This is a genomic window from Emticicia sp. C21 (assembly GCF_003418935.1).
In the GTDB taxonomy this organism is placed as follows: domain Bacteria; phylum Bacteroidota; class Bacteroidia; order Cytophagales; family Spirosomataceae; genus Emticicia.
Window position 1 is genome coordinate 78463 of sequence record NZ_QVMT01000008.1, and the last position, 20023, is coordinate 98485.

13 protein-coding genes are annotated in these 20023 nt (G+C 39.5%); 10 read left to right on the forward strand and 3 right to left on the reverse strand.

The window, feature by feature from the left end; all coding sequences use genetic code 11:
- Window positions 1–8 precede the first annotated feature (8 nt).
- A complete protein-coding gene (locus D0T08_RS18125) occupies window positions 9–950 on the forward strand; it encodes a GlxA family transcriptional regulator (protein WP_116984094.1) in 942 nt (313 codons plus the stop codon).
- Between the two features lie 65 nt (window positions 951–1015).
- Window positions 1016–1792, forward strand: a complete 777-nt coding sequence (locus D0T08_RS18130; protein WP_116984095.1) for a DJ-1/PfpI family protein — start codon at window positions 1016–1018, stop codon at window positions 1790–1792.
- 180 nt (window positions 1793–1972) lie between these two features.
- Here the strand turns inward: D0T08_RS18130 and D0T08_RS18135 are convergent, their stop codons facing one another.
- The gene (locus D0T08_RS18135; protein ID WP_147322804.1) at window positions 1973–2596 is read right to left on the reverse strand and encodes a hypothetical protein; all 624 of its coding nucleotides are present in this window, start codon (window positions 2594–2596) and stop codon (window positions 1973–1975) included.
- 316 nt (window positions 2597–2912) lie between these two features.
- Between D0T08_RS18135 and D0T08_RS18140 the strand changes: the two genes are divergently transcribed.
- The gene (locus tag D0T08_RS18140; RefSeq protein WP_116984097.1) at window positions 2913–3650 is read left to right on the forward strand and encodes a DUF72 domain-containing protein; all 738 of its coding nucleotides are present in this window, start codon (window positions 2913–2915) and stop codon (window positions 3648–3650) included.
- A gap of 121 nt (window positions 3651–3771) precedes the next feature.
- A complete protein-coding gene (locus D0T08_RS18145) occupies window positions 3772–4623 on the forward strand; it encodes a phytanoyl-CoA dioxygenase (protein WP_310586267.1) in 852 nt (283 codons plus the stop codon).
- A gap of 147 nt (window positions 4624–4770) precedes the next feature.
- Here the strand turns inward: D0T08_RS18145 and D0T08_RS18150 are convergent, their stop codons facing one another.
- On the reverse strand, window positions 4771–5220 hold the full coding sequence (locus tag D0T08_RS18150; RefSeq protein ID WP_116984099.1) for a hypothetical protein: 450 nt from the start codon (window positions 5218–5220) through the stop codon (window positions 4771–4773).
- Between the two features lie 13 nt (window positions 5221–5233).
- Window positions 5234–5650 (reverse strand): hypothetical protein, encoded by a 417-nt coding sequence (locus tag D0T08_RS18155; protein ID WP_116984100.1) that lies wholly within the window; start codon window positions 5648–5650, stop codon window positions 5234–5236.
- 264 nt (window positions 5651–5914) lie between these two features.
- On the opposite strand from D0T08_RS18155, the gene D0T08_RS18160 reads away from it, so the two are divergent.
- The 6 genes from D0T08_RS18160 (at window position 5915) to D0T08_RS18185 (ending at window position 19919) form a co-directional block, all read left to right on the forward strand.
- Window positions 5915–6334, forward strand: coding sequence for a hypothetical protein (locus tag D0T08_RS18160; RefSeq protein ID WP_116984101.1), 420 nt, complete (start codon window positions 5915–5917; stop codon window positions 6332–6334).
- A gap of 246 nt (window positions 6335–6580) precedes the next feature.
- Window positions 6581–7465, forward strand: a complete 885-nt coding sequence (locus D0T08_RS18165; protein WP_116984102.1) for an ABC transporter ATP-binding protein — start codon at window positions 6581–6583, stop codon at window positions 7463–7465.
- Complete coding sequence (locus tag D0T08_RS18170; protein ID WP_116984103.1) at window positions 7462–10974, forward strand: M1 family aminopeptidase; 3513 nt, start codon at window positions 7462–7464, stop codon at window positions 10972–10974. The genes D0T08_RS18165 and D0T08_RS18170 overlap by 4 nt, the downstream gene beginning before the upstream one ends.
- A 209-nt stretch (window positions 10975–11183) precedes the next feature.
- Window positions 11184–12689, forward strand: a complete 1506-nt coding sequence (locus D0T08_RS18175; protein WP_116984104.1) for a DUF4394 domain-containing protein — start codon at window positions 11184–11186, stop codon at window positions 12687–12689.
- Window positions 12690–12881: 192 nt separating this feature from the next.
- Window positions 12882–13268 (forward strand): hypothetical protein, encoded by a 387-nt coding sequence (locus D0T08_RS18180; RefSeq protein ID WP_116984105.1) that lies wholly within the window; start codon window positions 12882–12884, stop codon window positions 13266–13268.
- Between the two features lie 681 nt (window positions 13269–13949).
- Window positions 13950–19919, forward strand: coding sequence for a 3-coathanger stack domain-containing protein (locus tag D0T08_RS18185; RefSeq protein ID WP_116984106.1), 5970 nt, complete (start codon window positions 13950–13952; stop codon window positions 19917–19919).
- Window positions 19920–20023: the final 104 nt, after the last annotated feature.

Here is a 20023-nt window from a genome sequence, read left to right on the forward strand (position 1 = left end):
CTACTCTTTTGAAAAACCGCATCATTTTTTATTTTTCAAACGATGTGCATATTCTTGATTTAGCAGGACCTTTACAGGTCTTTTATGAATCGGGTGAATATGGTATTCCTTACGAAATACTCTTTGTTTCAGATAAGGAGCAGAAACAGTTTTCGGCAGGATTATTTTCGGATAAATTGACCGATTTTTCTACCATTGCATTTGATACAAATGATATTCTGATGATTCCGGGTTTTAGTATCCCGGCTAATCTGGAGCCTAATAAAGCTTTTGATGAATGGTTGGTAAAAGCACATCAAAAAAAAGTAGCTATCTGCTCGGTTTGCACGGGTGTTTTTGCGCTGGCAAGGGCGGGTATACTGGATGGCCTTGAATGCACCACGCACTGGAAGTATATTGAAGCACTGCAAAAGCATTTCCCGAAAGTAAAAGTAATGCAAAACCGATTATTTGTAAAAAACGAAAATGTATATACAAGCGCAGGGATTACTACCGGAATTGACCTGGCGTTGTTTCTGATAGAAGAGCGCCATGGAGCAAAATTTGCTTATCAATTGGCCAAAGAACTCGTCATGTATCTGCGCAGAGATAGTGCCGACGGACAGGAAAGTATCTTCGTACAATATCGCCAGCATATCAACTACCAGATTCATGAAATTCAGGATTGGTTGATTCATCACCTGCATCAGAGGAATTCTATTGAAGAACTGGCTGAGAAGGTTAGTATGAGTCCAAGAAACCTGACGCGTTTGTTTAAGGCCAAGACAGGTATTACCATCGGTGAATATATTGAAAAACTACGCGTTGAAAGGGCTTTACAATTGCTAAAGCGAAACGAGAAGATGAGTACTATCTCGCAGGAGTGCGGCATCAATAATCCGCATCAACTGGCTACTATTCTTAAAAAGCATACGGGATATATTCCGAAGGAACTCAAGAAGTTGTCCTGATTCTGACTTTTATTGTCCTTTCATTAGGTGTTATTGCATTCTACATTTGCAAGAAAAACAAATTAATGAAAGCTATTCTCACTTACATTCTTCTTCTTGCGTCGGCGCTGAGTTTTGCACAAAAAGCTGATGCCGACCCGTTCGTTTGTCCACCGTGTGATAATGATTGTGATAAGCTCACTTTTGATAAAGCAGGTAACTGCCCGCACTGCGGCATGGAACTGATTCAGAAAAGTAAACTCCCAAAGAAAAAAATGACAATCTGTTTTTATCTGCAAGATGGTGTAGAGGTATTGGATTTTGCGGGGCCTATGGAGGTTTTCTCTTATGCAGGCGCTAAAATCTTTACGGTATCTAAGACAAAGACCCCAATTAAATCGCAGGGAATTCTGAAAGTAACGCCCGATTATGACATTACTGATGCTCCACCATTTGATATTTTAGCGGTTTTTGGCGGAAACTCCGGCAATGCCTCAGAAGACCCGGAGGTAATTAACTGGATAAAGGCAAGAAAGCCGACTACCCAATACTATTTCTCGGTTTGTACAGGTGCTTTTATATTAGGCAAAGCGGGTTTGCTGGATAACCTGACGGTAACGACTTTTCATGAAAGTATAGACCGATTACAAAAAGCTGTCCCTAGCGCTAAGGTTTTGCCTGATACACGCTTTGTAGATAACGGAACAATTATAACCACAGCAGGAATTTCAGCCGGTATTGATGGTGCTTTGCATCTGGTAGAAAAACTGGGAGGAAAAGAATCTGCCAAAAGAGTAGCAAGATATATGGAATATGATAAATGGGTGCCTGAGCAGGGGCTGATAGTGAACAGCCGCCCCTAAAACCCCCAACCCCTAAAGGGGAGTGAAAACAAAAAACATAAAATAAAAAAGGTGGTGAAACACAATTTTAGCTTTTGCTTGTGGAGTATGTATTAACTCCCTCGTTGTGTGTTTCACTACCCTTTTTATGTATATAATTAAAGCCTATTGGCAATAATCCGATTTAAATTTTGTAACCGATTAGAAACGGTTAGTATCTGTATCACGGTTACGATCTCTTGAATCAGTATCTTCGTCGATTTCTTCAGTTTCTGAATAATCTGCATCGGCGTTTCTGTTCATTCCTTCGCTGCCACCACGGTCTTGGTTACGATCTCTGCCTTGTTGGCCTGAAGACCATTGGTCTGATTGACCTTGTTGACCTGTATTGGTATTGCTTTGTTGGCCTTGGTTAGGCATATCTCTGTTACCACCTTGTTGGCTGCCAGATTGTCCTTGTTGACCTTGGTTCCAGTTTTCCTGGCCTTGCTGGCCTTTGTTCATATTGGATTGTTGGCCTTGTTGACCGGTATTTCTATCGCCTTGTTGTTGGCTACCAGATTGGTCTTTTTGACCTTGATTCCAGTTTTGTTGGCCTTGTTGACCTTTATCGCTGCTTGATTGTTGGCCTTGTTGGCTGGTATTTCTATCACCTTGTTGTTGGCTACCAGACTGGCCTTGTTGACCTTGATTCCAGTTTTGTTGTCCTTGCTGGCCTTTATCGCTGCTAGATTGTTGACCTTGTTGACTTGTGTTTCTATTTCCTGATTGTTGAGTTGACGTATTTTTTTCGTCTTCCCTTGGCTTATTTTCTTGCGTTGCCATAATTTTAAGTTTTTTTGAGGTTAATAGATAATATTGAGAAAACAAATTCATTAGAAAAGCATTAGTTTTCTCATATTTATTCTGCAAAAAATTCTATGCCAGCTCTTAAATTACGCTCTGAAAGGGGTGTTTCTGAATGACGTGGCACAGAATCCTCAATTTTTATTTAGACTGTGTAAAAATATAGGCAACAAATCTTATTCCTTCTTTAATATAAGCCAGCTAGTCAACTGGCGCACTTTTTTACTATTTCTCATGTCACTGATATCACAAATTTTTCTATCTATAACAGAGTTTTTCTATAGGAGACAATTACATGAATTACTTTATTGGTTGTTCAGGCTTCTCCAATAAAGATTGGAAAGGCTTTTTCTACCCAGATAATCTCCTTTCTAAAGATTATTTGGTCTATTACGCAGAGCATTTTAACGCTATTGAAATTAACTCAACTTTTTACCGTAAACCCACAGCAAAAACCTTACAAAACTGGTACGCACAGACACCTGCTGACTTTCTTTTTTTTATCAAAATTCCACAAACTATTACGCACATTAATCAGTTAAAAAACGTGCGACAGGAGATTGCTGAATTCTGTAAACATATCGGCAATAGTTTAAAAGAGAAATTGGGTGGTTTTTTATTTCAGTTTCCTCCCTCTTTTGTATGTGATAAAGAAAACCTTAGTAATGTATTAAACGGACTCAACTCCAGATTTTTAAACGTCGTTGAGTTCAGACATAAGAGCTGGTGGAATGAAAGTGTGTATGAAGTCTTAAAGGAGCAGGGAATTGTTTTTTGTGGGGTAAGTATTCCTAAAGATGTTCCAGATGATATGATTATCAATCACCCTGAAACGATGTACTATCGTCTTCATGGTAAGCCTATCCTTTTCAAATCTCAATATAGTGATGAAGAATTGGAGAACTTAGCCGCAAAAGTTATGGCAAGCGACAGAAGTGCTTATATATTTTTTAATAATACATGGGGTATTGCTGCCATAAAAAATGCCAGATTTATGCAAAAACTCTTGGAAAACACCCATCAGTTTTCATAATTTTGCTACTATGAGAATGACAGTAATGCTCTAATATCTTCCCTGATGTCTTCCTGACATATTATGCCTTTTTTCAAAGGCTGGTTTTTCTATTGCTTATTATTTCAAGGCATTTTATCGAATGAAATCACTGTGGTGTCTCATCAACAGACTATTTATTCGTTATGATGCCCTTTTATCTATTACTGTCATGCAAGAAATCTTAGATATAAATCAAATTCAACAATTCATCCATCAGGGATTTATCAGAATCGATAATGCTTTTTCTCCAGAATTGGCAGAAGAAGCAAGAAATATTCTCTGGAACGATACAGGCTGTAACCCCCATGATAAAAGTACCTGGACAAAACCAGTTATCAGACTCGGCATGTACATGCAAGAACCTTTCGTAAAAGCTGCAAATACTAATATGCTACATACTGCATTCGATCTATTGGTAGGACAAGGTAATTGGATACCTTGCAGAAGCATGGGTACTTTCCCAGTTCGTTTTCCGTCTGATGAAGACCCAGGCGATACAGGTTGGCATGTAGATGCCAGCTTTCCGGGCGATGACCCCGACAATTTTTTTGAATGGCGCATTAATATACATTCAAAAGGCCGGGCATTGTTAATGCTATTTCTTTTCTCTGATGTCGGTGAAAAAGATGCTCCTACGCGCATTCGTGTGGGCTCTCATCTGGACGTAGCAAAGGCATTAGAAGAATCAGGTGAAAAAGGACTTTCATTTATGGAACTAGCTATTAAACTTATAGGAATGCCTATAAGAGAAGAAGTATTGGCCACCGGAAAAGCCGGAACTGTCTATTTGTGCCATCCTTTTATAGCACATGCCGCACAGGCACATCATGGCACTGAACCCCGATTTTTGGCGCAACCACCACTTTTGCTCAGAAAAGATCTGGTGATTAAAGATAAAACAGAAGCCTATACCCCAATAGAGGAAGCCATTAGATTGGGGTTGTGGAAATAAATCCTTAGCCCCTAAAGAGGAACTTTAAATAAGGGATAAAATATAAACACCATACTTAACCCAATAATATTTTATCAGGTTAGTATGGTGCTAATAAAAGTTTTTATTAATGCAATCACTTATTCACTAAATCGCCCATTCACTCAATTACTTAAACCTGTGCGTTTTGAAAATGCTGATGATTTCCTGCTCATTACTTGGGTTAAGTATTGAAAGAGCTGTTGAGGTCATACTGTCCTGATAAATAATGGCTCTTAGCAATATATCATTCCCATCTGGCTGTTTGGCTATTAAAGCCTTATGGCCATCAATCTTTGTTTCTTCGTAATAGAGTGGTTTAGGGTTGCTATCTTTATTAATAGTGCCATTATACCAACCATAGTCAAAATAGATTTTATCCGCGCCTCTTTCGAAATAACCTACATAACTATCTGTCCCCTGCTGATTCACTAGTTTCCAGTCTTGTGTAGGAAAGCGTAATGAAAAAGTCCTGCTTTCAATGGGAAACATCTTGTTCCAATCAGGTTCTACATATTCGCCCGGCTTTTTACAAGCCAATGCCGATAATAGAACCAATAGAAGCACTGTATTTTTCATGATTTAACCGCGCTTAATTATACTTGGCTGATATCTGTTTTACCTGCAGTTGGTTTCCATCAAGCTGATTGATTTCAAACTCAAGAATAAAATTACCACCCCAATATTTTCCATTTAGTGTAACCTTGTCTTTATCTTTACTCCAAGCTCCCTGAGTTTCTGCATAGCTAATGGGAGGTGTACCACACCAACCGGCATTCTGACGAGAGATAAGCAAGCCATTGGGCTTAAATGCATAACCCGGTTTATCCTGCTCAAATGCCGATGCCCGATGAAAGCTGTAAATTACTTCATCGTTAACAGTTTCGCCCTTATCCATCACCCATGTTCCTTCGATTGGGTTTTGAGGGTCATATTTTGTGCTACAGCCCGATAGGAGGCTTACAAAAAGCAGTGCCAGCACAAGAGTAATAAAAGTATTTTTAGTCATGAGTATGTTTTTTTTAATAGGATACTTTTTGTTGAAAAATAGTTGCAACAAAAACCAGAATTAACTTTCTAATCAGATAGTAGTCAAATATTTATAAACAGAAGTAAGAAATAGTTATCGCAAAAATCCCTTGTCTGGTTTTTGAAAAATAAGGTCCCGTTTATCCTAAAATCAAACCATTTAACATATTTGTATTACAAACTACCTGTTTTTACATAGTAGCTATTATCTTTGAATATCTTTCACTTTAAACAATGACAAATTATGAAAAAACTTCTTGTATTAGCCTTCGTTTGTTTGGGCTTTTCGGGCTTTGCCCAATGTAATCTTGATTTAGTATTGACCTCTTCAAAAACCGAATACCTCGATGGCTCCGGAACAATACAGCGTTCAGTTGACGAAAACAGCACCATTGAAATCACTAAAACTCAAATGTTGATTACACCTGGCAGTGGTAATACTATGACTGGCAAAATTACTTCTACCACTTGTAATTGGACCACTGCCTTCAAAGAAGGCAAAAGTGTAATTAAAGCCGATTTCGAAGACGGATCGGGAAATACCATGCACGCAACAATGACCATAGAAGGTAAAGGTGACAAAGTAACTTTCACGATGGAAATTGCCGAAATGGCAGACAGAGTGATCAAGGTTAACATTGATAGTTTTAAAGAAAAGAAATAGATTGGCTTATTAAAACAAGAAGACTGTAAGACCTAAAAAATGGTATCAGAGAAACCTGATGCCATTTTTTTTATAATTAATTATTGTTTTACATTAATTAATTATATATTTGTATCAAGAAATCCTTACAATAGGGTGAAAACCTTTTTTGCATAAGTAAAAGCCTGAATCCTGGAAAAACGGAACCAATAAAAAAAGCTCCTCAAAAAGGAGCCTGGCATTGTATTGCCTAAAATATATAAAATTATGAATCAACTATCACTCAAAAACATCAACAAAACCTATGGCAATGGCGTGAAAGCCATTGAGGGGGTAAACCTTGAAATCAGTAATGGCATGTTTGGCCTGCTAGGCCCCAACGGTGCCGGAAAATCTTCGTTAATGAAAACTATTGCAGGCTTACAAAGCCCGGATAGTGGCAGTATTACATTAAATGGTACAGATATAGTTACCGATACTGATTTTATTAAGCAACAGTTAGGTTTTCTGCCGCAGGATTTCGGTGTGTATCCTAAAATATCAGCTTACGATTTACTAAATCATTTAGCCACTTTGAAAGGAGTCGTTAACAAAGCGGCCCGTAAAGAGCAGGTATTGGCGTTATTGGATAAAGTTAACTTATATCAGCATCGGAATAAAGAAGTCTATACTTTTTCGGGTGGTATGCGCCAGCGGTTTGGTATTGCACAGGCACTTTTGGGCAATCCTCAATTGATAATTGTTGATGAACCTACAGCCGGGCTTGACCCCGAAGAACGCAACCGTTTTAATAATTTATTGAGCGAAATAGGTGAGGATATTATCATTATTCTTTCAACCCATCTGGTAGAAGATGTGAAAAATCTCTGTACAAATATGGCTGTGATGCATCAGGGAAAAGTCATTGCACAAGGCAAACCCTCTCATTTTGTGGATTCATTGGCAGGGGCAGTCTGGAAAAAGACCATCGATAAAAAAGAAAGGGCCGAATACGAGCAGCATTTCAGCATTATCTCTACGCAACTGACTGAGGGCAAACTGAGTATTCATGTCTATGCCGACAAAAGACCAGATAGTCATTTTGAGGTTCTCACTCCTACCCTTGAAGACTACTATTTCTTTATTATGAACCAACAAAAGCTGGCCGCATGAAAACCACCACACAGTTTAAATATCTACTGGCATTCGAACTAAGTCTCTTTTTTAAAAGAGTCTGGATATATATTGTTCTACTGGCTTTTCTGGGTTTGGGTTTTGTAGGTGGTTCGTCATTTTCGGCATTCACTACCGAAAATACTTTTCGAAACTCTCCCTTTGCCATTACCTATATCTTAGGGTATTTATCGCTTTTCTGCATTTTCACTTCAAGTATGTTAGCTGCACAGGTGCTGTTCCGTGAACAGGAACATCATTTTTCAATGGTTTTGTATGCTACACCTTTGAAGAAGCTCAATTTCTTTCTGAGCAGATTTTTGGTTGTTTTTGGTATTACGGCTTTTACTTTATTTCTATTAGTTATAGGTTTTGCTATTGGGCAGCAGATGTCACGCTTTGATGCCAGTGAGTTTGGCCCTTTTCATTTCTGGTATTATTTTCAGCCTTTCCTGCTGCTTACCGTTCCTAACACATTTTTCTGTTCAGCTGTTGTTTGTAGCATTGGCTTGCTGACCAAAAATAAACTTCTGGTCTATATTTCCGGCCTGTTTATTTTTATTGCCTATCAAGTAACACTCATTTTTTCAGGCTCTCCTTTAATTGCCGGGGGCTTACCTCCTACCGAAGAATCAATGCAAATGGCAGCCCAGTTTGACCCCTTTGGTTTATCGGCCTTTTTGCATCAGACTTTGCTATGGTCTGCTATTCAGCGCAATACTACGGTAGTAGCCCTGACAGGTATTATGCTTTTTAACAGGGTATTTTATATAGCATTCTCTTTTCTATTGCTGATAACAGCCCATCGTTTATTCAGATTTTCAGTAGATGGGAAAAGCAAGAATGTTAAAGAAACGACAAAAGTAAAAACTACTCTTCTACCTTACAGAATAGTCTTACCTCAGGTTTTCAGTTTCAGCCATCAAGCCCAATCACTGCTTAGTCTGGTAAAAATTGACCTGACTTTTGTACTGAAGAGTATTCCCTTTGTGCTGATTCTGATAGGTATTGTTTTCTTTGTGTCTATGGAAATGTATGGCGAGATAGAGCAAGGCATCCGTATCCCAGAAAACTATGTAAGTACCGGACTTATGGTCAATACTATTCTGGAAACTTTCCCTGCGCTATGTACTATGGTTATTTTGTTTTACAGCAACGAGTTACTCTGGCGTAGCCGTAGCTCAAATTTTCATCTGATAGAAAATACTACTCCTGCAAACCTGTTTGTACGCTTCGTTGCTAAGTGGTTTTCGATGACTTGTATCATTCTTTTACTAATCACAGGGGTTGTAATCACTGGCATTGTTTTCCAGATAGTCTATCAATATCCACATATCGAATTTGATACGTATATTTATATAGGTTATTTAGCAGGTTTGCCCTTAATATTCAGTTCGGGCATCATCATAGCTATTCAACAAATCATCAGAAACAGGTATGTAGGATTGATTGCTGCTACTGCTTTTGTTTTGCTCACTACCACCAGTATCGGAACCGCCATTCATATCAAACATCCATTACTTAGAATTGGTAGTGCTTTTGGCGGTGAATACAGCGCCATGAATGGTTACGGGGCTTACCTCACTCTATTCAACTGGAAAATGTTGTTTGGTATTTGTGCTACTTTCATCATCGTACTTTTAATTGTGCAATTGCAGCAAAAAAATAAAAGACTTTGGAAATTAAGCACTACACTTAGTCTTTTAGCATTCTTGCTTATAGCCATTACATCGGGCTTCTTTGTGAATAACCGCTTAGAAATAACAGATGAAGAATCCACCCTCCGATGGCAGGCGAATTATGAGAAAAAATATAGGGCATTTCAAAATCTACCTAAGCCTGATATCAAAGCTGTGAAAACTAGTATTGATTTGTTTCCTGAACGCAATGCATATCAGGTGTCGGCTACATACATTTTGCAAAACAGTACCAATCAACCCATTAATAAACTTTTGTTTTATCTCGACCCTGAGATTTCGTTGAAAAATCTGAAAGTGGCACATCTGGAAGTGAGTGAAGCCGATTCGGTATACGGGCATTATTGGATAAGTTTAGATAAGCCTTTACAGCCGCACGATAGTATTAAGGCTAGTTTTGCATTTAGTTATGTCTGGAATGCTTTCAGCCGTGTTAATTCTTTTAATGCCATTGTAGAAAATGGGGCATTTATGCGTATCAGTAATTATTTCCCGCAGTTAGGTTATCAGTCAGGCAATGAGATTGCTCATGAAGTAGAGCGGAAAACACGCAATCTGGGCAAGGCTACACCTCATAAAAGTCTGGAAGCGCCTCGTGAAGAAGCAGCAGAATGGCTCAGCATAGACATGCAATTATCTACTTCTGCTAACCAGATTGCTATTGGAGTAGGTGAATTAATGAAGCAGTGGAAAGCCAATAATCGTAACTATTTTCATTATAAAACCGATATGCCTGTACGGTTCAGATTCGGGGTTTCTTCAGCTGATTATGTTGTTAGAAAGGTACAACATAGGGGTATTGGTATTGAGGTATATTATCATCCGGCTCACTCTGAAAACGTGGATGGTTTGATAACCAATGCTAAGAATACCCTTGATTATTGCGAGACCAACTTTGGCAAATATCCTTTTAAAACCATTCGTTTTGCTGAAATCTCGGCATTTAGCAAAGGCTTTGCAGCTACGGCCTATCCGGCCACTATATTCATGACTGAAAACATGGTTTTTCATGCCAATGTCAAGGGCGATAAGCAGCAGGATGTGATTAATGAACTGGCCGGACATGAGCTTTCTCATGAATGGTGGGGAAGCACGCAGTTTGTACCTGACGAAAGAGAGGGAGGAAGATTTTTAAGCGAAACTTTTGCCATGTATACCGAATTGATGCTCGTAAAACGAATGTATGGGCAAAAGCGTGTGTTGGAAAATGTACGTATGCATAAAAACATCTACCTAAGCGACAGAGGTTTCAGCGATGAACAACCGCTCTATAAAACCAATTATAGCAATCTGCATCAGTTCTATTCAAAAGGCATGGTAACCATGTATCAGCTGTCCGAATTGATAGGTGAAGACAAAGTAAATAAGGCTTTGCGGAATATCTATCAGAAATATGCAGGTAGCAATACCCTGCCTATTACCACTGATTTTCTGGATGAAGTCTATACCCTTACGGATACCTCTTTGCACCCTGCCATTGATGATTTGTTTAAAAAGATTATCATCTACCAACCTGTGGCTCAATCTATCAAAACAAAGCAGGTCGGTAATCAATATGAAACAAGTTTCGAAGTAATTGTGAATAAATACCGGGAAGATGGCATGGGGAAGCAGACTCTCGTGGATTTTAGTGGTACTATTGAAATAGGGTTTTCTTTTAAGGATGGTAAGCCACAGGTGATAAGCTTTCCTATTGTGCATAATAAGACGAATATTAAAATAAGCCATGCTGAAAAGCCTTTGGAAATGGTTTTAGACCCGAATGAAAAAATGATTAAGATTGGTGACAGTATAAGTTATCGGTTGAAATAGGTAAAATCTTCCACTTTTTATTAAATACAGAAAAGCCACCAGAAAACTTCTGATGGCTTTTCTGTATTAAACTAAACCTCTTTTGGTCTAATTTCCAGAAAAGTGCAATATACGATTCAAGATTAAAATCAAATTAAAACAAAATTAAAACCATAGATTACCTTTTTCCGTAAGTACTCACAACATAGTATTTACAATAACACACATTTATGAAAACAATCAGACTCTCCACATTAGCTCTTTTTCTAAGCTTTGCCATTTCTTCATGTAAAGATGATAGCGAAACTATCGATGTCGTTAAGCCCGATATAACATTCTTTACTTTAATAGATGGCAAACAGTTAATAAAAATTAATGCCAAAAGCTCCGAAACTGCTGCAAGTACTACTACAATTACAGGCTTACAAACCAATGATATGCTAACGGCCATTGATTTCCGTCCTGCCACCGGAGAATTATACGGCGTAAGTTCTCAAAATAGAATCTATGTAATCAATCAGGATAATGGCTCTGCCCGTCTAGTGGGTACTGCTGCTCTTAATCCTGTAGTGAATGGTTCAGCAGTTGCGCTTGATTTCAATCCAACCGTTGATAGAATCAGATTAGTAACCAGTAGCGGACAGAATTTACGTTTACACCCAGAAACGGGGGCTGTGGCAGCTACTGACGGCACTATTAATGGAGGTTCAAGCCCGGGTATTGAAGCAGTAGCTTATACCAACAACTTTGCAGGAGCGACTGCTACCGTTTTATACGACATTGACCCGAAATCAGATAAATTATATAAACAAGACCCGCCTAATAATGGGACTTTGGTAGAGGTAGGCGCATTGGGCGTAGACGTAACTATGTCGGCAGGCTTTGATATAAGTCCTGAAAACGACCTGGCGCTCACGGCTGTAATGGTGGGTGGTAAGTGGGAATTGCATCAGGTAGATTTAGCTACGGGCAAACTGACTAAACTAGGTAATCTGCCGTCAGGCAATATTAATGGCTTGGCTATTCCAACCGCACCGGTGGGTTATGGTATCGACGAATCAAACAACTTATTGATTTTTAATGTAACAAAAGCTGGCACTCCAGTGAGCAAAGCCATTACAGGTTTGCAAAACGGAGAAACTATTTTAGGGATTGATATGCGTCCTGCTACAGGACAACTATATGCTTTAGGCAGTTCAAGTCGACTGTATGTTATTAATACTGCTTCAGGTGCCGCGGCTGCTATCGGAACTGCTCCGTTCGCCACACTTTTGTCAGGAACCAGTTTTGGGTTTGATTTTAACCCGACAGTTGATAGGATCCGTTGTATCAGTAATACCGGTCAGAATCTTCGATTACATCCTGAAACCGGAGTAATTGCTGCTACCGACGGAATACTTAATCCCGGAACACCAAGCGTAACGGCGTCGGCCTATACTAACAATTTTGCAGGGGCTGCTACTACTGTGCTATATAATATAGATAGCATGACCGACAAACTCAATAAGCAAGACCCACCTAATAATGGTACACAGGTAGAAGTAGGTGGTCTGGGCATTAATGCCGAAGCCGCAGGGGGTTTTGATATTGGCAGCAGAAGCGGCATGGCCTATGCTATATTAAAAGTAGGCGATAAATCGGCTCTTTACAGCATCAACCTGATGTCGGGGGCAGCCACCAAAACTATTGACTTGCCCAATACGGTACGCGCCTTTACTATCGGTTTAGGGTTTTGATAAATTTGTGAGAATTGCAAAAACGGCCTTAAAGCATTTGCTTTAGGGCTATTTTTTTACCTCTTACCCCTAAAGAGGGAGAACTATTAACGTTAATTTAGTAATTAACCGGAAAATAATATAGGAGAATAGGTTCATAGATGTAGAATTTTTAACTTGCTCCCATTCTTAATTTACTGCAAGAACGCATCTATGAAAATAACCAGATCGCTGGCATTAAACATTTTACTAGGTTTATTCTCACTCGTCATTGTCTTTCACCTATGCATTATCACACAATTAATACCTTATACGATTGTCTGGGCTGGCAAACTGAATAGCGTTGAAGAAATGTATTTGTTTGAAGCCGTATCGATTGCCATCAACGTATTCTTTGTTACTGTCTTATTACTTAAAGCCAGATATATCAAGCATACTATCCCGGAGCGATTGTTGAATATTATTCTGTGGATGTTCCTGATTCTTTTTGTTCTGAATACGGTCGGTAACCTAATGGCAAAAACTGCCTTTGAAAGACTTGTTTTTACCCCTATGACCTTGCTTACCGCCTGTTTGCTTTGGTTGATTGTAAGGAAATAGCAAAGTATTTAAAATGAATACCCTAAACCCAATGAGGGAACCAATCTATGCCAGGTATCTTTTAAAAGAGATTCAAATTTTCTATTTTTTAAAAGCAGATTTTACCTGAACCAACTTAACTCCTTCATTATTTCTGAATAAGCTTTATCATTGAAAAATAAAAAGTCCAAAGGTACTTTTTTGGATTTAGAGAATTGTTGACTTAAAAATGAACCCTCTGAAGATATCCCCTATCTCATAATTATTGAAAGTTTTTTTGACTTCAATCAGCTGTGTATTTCACCGTTCCCTAAAAATTGACAAAATTTCAACCAAAAAAGAATTTATATGCTTAGTTTCGGGTCATTATTTAGAATTAATAGTAAAACTAACCATTAAAAGTATGTATTTCAGAAATATTTATCTTTAGTTACTGAGATAAAAAAGGTATCAGATTCAGCAAATTTCATCGTCCTACTATTGTTGATAACATATTTTAAATCAGCAATTATTAACCCGTCCCGACAGCTCAAGTCTAGTTAGCCGCGAGTTTAGCGCAATTACTTCACACACATAGCCGAAGTGAATATATCTGTTCTAAAAAAGAACAGGCGGGTATTGCTATGTCTTTGGTGAAGCGAAAACGAGTCGTTCGGATTAGTAGAATAACTTTTCTTTTAATTAAATTTTAAATGCTATACTATGAAAACACATTTACTTAAAATTTTTAAAGTCGTCTGCATATTACTCTTCCTTACGTTTAGCAGGCAATCCATTGCACAAGTTCTTAATGGCAGTTATACGCTGGAAATACATTATCTTCAGGGGTATGGATATATTGGTACAGACCCAACTACAGCAGGAGAACAAACGCATACAGCAAAAGTTGCTTTAAATAACGGTTTTGGTGAGGCGCCCATATTGTTTGATCTTTCTTCAGGTGCAAGTAACCAGCCTAAAACCTGTTATACAGATCATACCGATGAAAACCGCTGGGGACCAGTGGTAGATTATAATATCGGTACGCTCTATGGTAGCACAAACGGGCGATTTGATTTTACTTTTTTTACCTGGGAAGATGATGCCGGAAGTGAATGTAACTGGGATAGCGACGACGATAATCGTGGATATGGATGGGGTTACAGGTTTGCAACCAGTTATACACAGGCAAGCTGGTATGCACATCAGGATATATCAGGAGGAACCAATAATACATTGGAAAGAATAAAATCTACCTGGCGCTTTACCAATGGCGAAAGAACATCGGCCCTGGATTTTGGCACCTTGTCAAATACATCTTATGCACATATAAATACTAACAGAGGCGTACCAGCCGGTGCTAATGCAGATTTAGGCTATAAAAACCAATGGACTACTTTAGCCGCTGATTATTTCAAAGATGGAAATGACGTGACTTATAAATTCAGAATCACAGATGCTAAAAGAATTATTTTTTCTACTGCATACGGCGAAACCAATTTTGATACCTATTTGCATGTAGTCAGATTAAATGAGAATGGGACTTTTAATAGCTATATAGCTGGAGACGATGACAGTGGTGGTGGTAGAAATTCATATGTACAATTAGATTTATGTCCTGGACTATATGGTGTTATTGTAGAAGGGTATAATGCAGCAAGTATTGGAGATTTCAGACTTGGGCTTCAGGTTTCCGGCGTATCTGTTACAGGTGGTACCATTGCTATTTCATCTAATAATGGCACAAGCCTTTCTCTTTGTCCGAATGCTACTATTCCGGCCATCAATAGCACTATCAATTCAACCTCAACCCTTGGTGCCATTACTTATTACTGGAAAAGAAGAACCTTTAATGGTGGAAGCTGGAGTGCATGGGCTGATTATGCAGCCGCAGGCAATGGCGCAAGTGCCTCAAATCTGGGTAATATCGGAAATAATGAAGTGGTTGAGTTTTATAGGGAAGCACATGATTGCGGTAGTGGATATGGAAGTAATGTAGTTACTTTTGCCAGATATACCCCTACTATTTCTGCCGGAGCTATTGGTGGCGGAACCATGATACCCTCACCCCGCGAGCTACCTCTCGGCACAATGACATCCACAACAAATGCCAGTGGAACCCCGGATATAATTATCAGCTGGGAAAAAGATGAGGGCGGGGGCTGGGGGCCTGTTGCATCGGCCGGAACTAACCAGACTTATGCTTTACCTGAACTAACTGCCACAACCAAATTCAGAAGAAAAGTAACTAATATTTGTCCTACCCTGGCAGCGGTCTACTCCAATGAACAGACTGTCACGGTAGTGAATCCTAACGGGGTTTTGCAAGGCCGGGTAACCAGTAAAACCGGGGCAGGAATTAATAATGTAACTATCTCAGCTAAACGGACCACTGCTGTTACTGGTGGTTTAGCCAATAAAACATATACGACTACTACCTCAACTGATGGTACCTATGCCATTCCGGGAGTTTATTATGGCTCAACAGCTCTTGGTTCGGGTGCCACTGCCAATTTTACGATAACACCATCTAAAGGGGATCATATTTTTGAGCAAGCTTCGCTGACAAGAACGGTAAGCCAGACATTGCCTGTGCCACCAGATGCCAATTTTGTTGATAAGACTGTATTTAGTGTTTTAGGAAAAGTTACGCAAGAGTGTGCTACTTGTGTGGGAGGCACGGTTCAGAATCCAAAGGTATGCCCGGTGGCCAATGTTGAGTTTCTGGTCGATAATACTTATTTAGGCAATAAAACCCTTGCCGATGGCACCTATGCGCTCTCGATGGATGAACAACGTAACTATACGATCAAACCGAGGTACAAAAACCATACATTTACCCCAGCCCAGAAGACATTGCTTGTTGGAGATAGTCCGTCAATAGCCGATGTTAATTTCGTTGACAATACTACGCATACCATTTCCGGAACTTTTTTTGCCGGATGTAATGAATATATCGGGCAGGCTACGCTCAAATTCACTCAGATTTTACCCGATGTGAATGGAAACCCTGTAACAGGCTGTCTAGCTAAAATGGTTACTACAAACCTTACTTCCGGTGCTTATTCCATTACGCTGCCAGCCGGAAAATATAAGGTTAGTTTTGAGGCTTTCATTCGCGGCGGTACAGGTACAGACCTGGATCCAGGTGATGTCAAAGATTTTTTTAATAATATAGTCCTGAGACAAGATTCACTTACACGTGATATCGATGAAAAAGACAAAATACTAAATCTGGTCTATGTCCGACCTCCTGTGTTAGAAGTAGTTGGTCTGAATACCATTTGTACCCCAAGTGGTAATGTTTGTACCCCGGCGCAATTGGCTAAGCCTTATTCATTAATGGTTCAGAACGATAGTACGGCCTTTACTATCAAAGTATGGCAGGGAGCACCTGCCAAAAACTGTCCTGCTAAAGATAGTCTGGTCTACCTGCATACCAATATTCAGCAAGACGATACCAATCAGGATTTTGTTTTTGCCAATCCAACGGGTACTATTTCGAAAAAACTGAAAGGCGGATTACCCAACATTGTATGTCCGTATTTCAAAACTTTTAACCTGCAATACGCTGATAAATATAAAAGGCCGGCTACCGACATCAATAAAAATGTAGTGGTAACAGGCTTGAAATCAGATATAGGCACATTTACTACTGTATCTCCTGAATTGCCTCTTAAAATATTGCACGATCCACAAGGAGATTTAAGCTATAGTTTCTGGGAATCGAACAAAACAAGTGAAGAAGCGATCCGGTTTTTCAGGTCAGAAAGTGATAATACCAATGGCTGGGTAGATGTAAAACTGGGAACTAAATTCGAGGCAGGCATCGGTTTAACGGTAGAAAGTGCATTCTGGGGCAGTATCAAGGGTTCTATCAATACAGGTGCACGTAATGTAACCAGTAGTGAGTCGATTCTTTCCATCTCAAATACGCAGTTATTTTCAACTGCCAATAATGAAGACGTAGTGGGTGCCCAGGGGGATGTATATATTGGCTCGGCGTTGAATCTTCTCTATTCAAAAACGCATGTACTTACCTATAAAAACTCATGTATACTCACGCTTAAAGATGATTTCATTATTGCTCCGGATGGTTTTGCTACCGAATATGTGTATTCAGAAGACCATATCGTAAATACGGTGATACCTACACTCAGAGCTTTCAGAGATAATCCGTCTAATACCCCTCCTGAAAGAGCCAGATATAGTAATCAGGTATCGGTATGGGAGCAAACATTAGCCAATAATGCCAACAATAAAAGAAGAGCTCCTTTCGAAAAAAATATCTCTTTTGATGGCGCTGCGGGAGCAGTTCAGTCTACCACTACTACATCTTCTACCAAAAGCAGTACAATTGAGTTTGGATTAGAGGTAAACGAGGAACTGGCTACAGAATTAGGTATGGAAATTGGAGGTAGCGGACTAAGTGGAGGCGTAATTATCAATTCGAAAGTAGAAACAGGTGGCAGCACAACCAATGCTACTATTAAGTCGACTACTACGGGATATGTACTTGACGATGGCGATAATGGCGATTATTTTTCAATTGATATTAAAAAAGACCCTGTATATGATACACCTGTATTTCAACTGGTAGCTGGTACTTCAAGTTGTCCGTGGGAAGCAGGTACCCAACCACGCGACGAAATGCAATTAGTTTGTGCTGTTCCCTCAGTCTCAAACATTCCGGCAGCTGGAGAAGCCGAATTCACCCTTCTGCTTTCTAACGTTAGTCAGAGTGCTGAAACCCGTACCTACCTGCTATCATTCGACCAGTCAAGTAACCCATCAGGGGCGATTGTAACTATCGGGGGTAGTCCTGTTGTGGGTAGTACACCTTATACCATTGCTTATCTGGGCAGTGTGCAGGTAATTGTAAAAGTAAAAAGAGGTGCGTCGAATGTTTATTCTTATACCGGACTCAAATTCAACCTTACGGATGCCTGCGATGGTTCTATCAAAAAATCGGTCTCATTAAGTGCATTTTTCAATAGCCCTTGCAGCAATATAACCTTGTTTGCGCCGGATAATAATTTTAGCGCCATTACAAATGTTATTCCGGTTACTATGAAAGATTATACAATAGCTAACCTGACGAATGTGTCTTTAGAGTATTCGAAAGAGGGGACAAGCAACTGGTCTACTGCCTTTACAAAAACGGCAGCTCAATTATCTAATAGCCCAAGTGGAACACAAGTAAACTGGGACATCAGCGGTATCCCGGACGGAAAATACAATCTTCGGTTAAAATTGTTGTGTGCCAGCAATGTTACTTATTCTCAGACAATTACAGGGATCATAGACAGAGTGGCGCCTAAATTGTTTGGAAGTCCGGAACCTACCGACGATAATTATATAGTCGGAGACCAGATTTCAGCTACTTTCAATGAAACCCTGGGTTGTGCCAATTTAAATAACACTAATCTGGTTGTTAAAAACCTGAAAACAAACGCGATTATCGCAGCACAATTAGGGTGTTTTGATAATAAGATTATGATTGTACCGCTGGCTTCTATGGGTGCCACAGCAGATAGCATCAGAGTAACGCTACAGAATATACAGGATTTGTATGGCAACGTGAAAACGACACCCGATTCTTGGAAATTTATTTTGGGTAACTCAGTGGCGGCTACCGGAAACAAGGCGCTTTCAATGAATTCAAATAATACGATACCTACGGTTCAGTCAGGAGTATTGACCAATGCGGGTAGTATTTCTATTTCTATGCTGGAAAACGCCAACGGAACCTTAGATTTCTATTTCAATCTACCAGCTGTTGCGCCAAACGATTTTCTTATTAACTATTCGGTGTCGGGCAGTGCCAATGCAGGCACTGATTATACTGCCTCATTCTTTCCGGCCAATCGTGTTGATGGCAAAAAAATCACCTCCAATCAGTTTAACGGCTCGTTTGGTACTATTACGATACTGTCTGGTCAGAAGAGTGCCAGATTGCTGATTGACCCTATAGGCGACACTAAATTTGAAGGCGACGAAACTGTCATCATCACGGTGAATGAAGGGGGAGATTATGGTATAGGGGCAAGTTACAGCATGACCGGGATTATCCGGAATGATGATGCGGATGATTGTTTGAATGGAGGTAATGTATATACTGTAAGTAATAATACCGATGGAAATACTTCAATAGCTGCAGGCACTTATCATAAATCTTTGTTAGAATCTAATGGAACAATAGTTTCGCCAACAAACGTAACGATGAAAGGGGCCAAGTCAGTGGTAATGAAACCTGGTTTTGAGGTGAAATCAGGAGCGATTTTCAAAGCAATTATAGAAGGTTGTCCTCCGGCAACGTCAGGCTATAGTATCCCTACAAAAGATACGCCGGAACTGACGGCAGATACTGACAATACGCCTTCTTTCAATACCGAACCAGGTATTCCTACTACTCAGGTTATTTCTTCTATCAGCTATGAACCTAATGTATTGGCTGCGGTGAGCGACAAGAAAATCTATTTTCAGTTTACCTTAGATAAAGATGAAGAGGTAACATTAACTCTTTATAACGCCTTTGCAGGCGAGGTGTTGAAAGTGATAGACAATACCCACTACAAAGCAGGCACTTATACTGCCGAAATTGAAACGGAAACGCTTAAAAAAGGTGATTATTTCTTACAGATGATTACAGCAGATAAGAAGACGTATCAGAAGGTGACAGTTAATAAGTAAAAACAAACGAGGAATCTCCATGCAGGATTCCTCGTTTAGCTTAAATATTAATAGCTGTATAGGATTATGGTTTGAGTCTGACACATCACCCTAATTTTATCTTC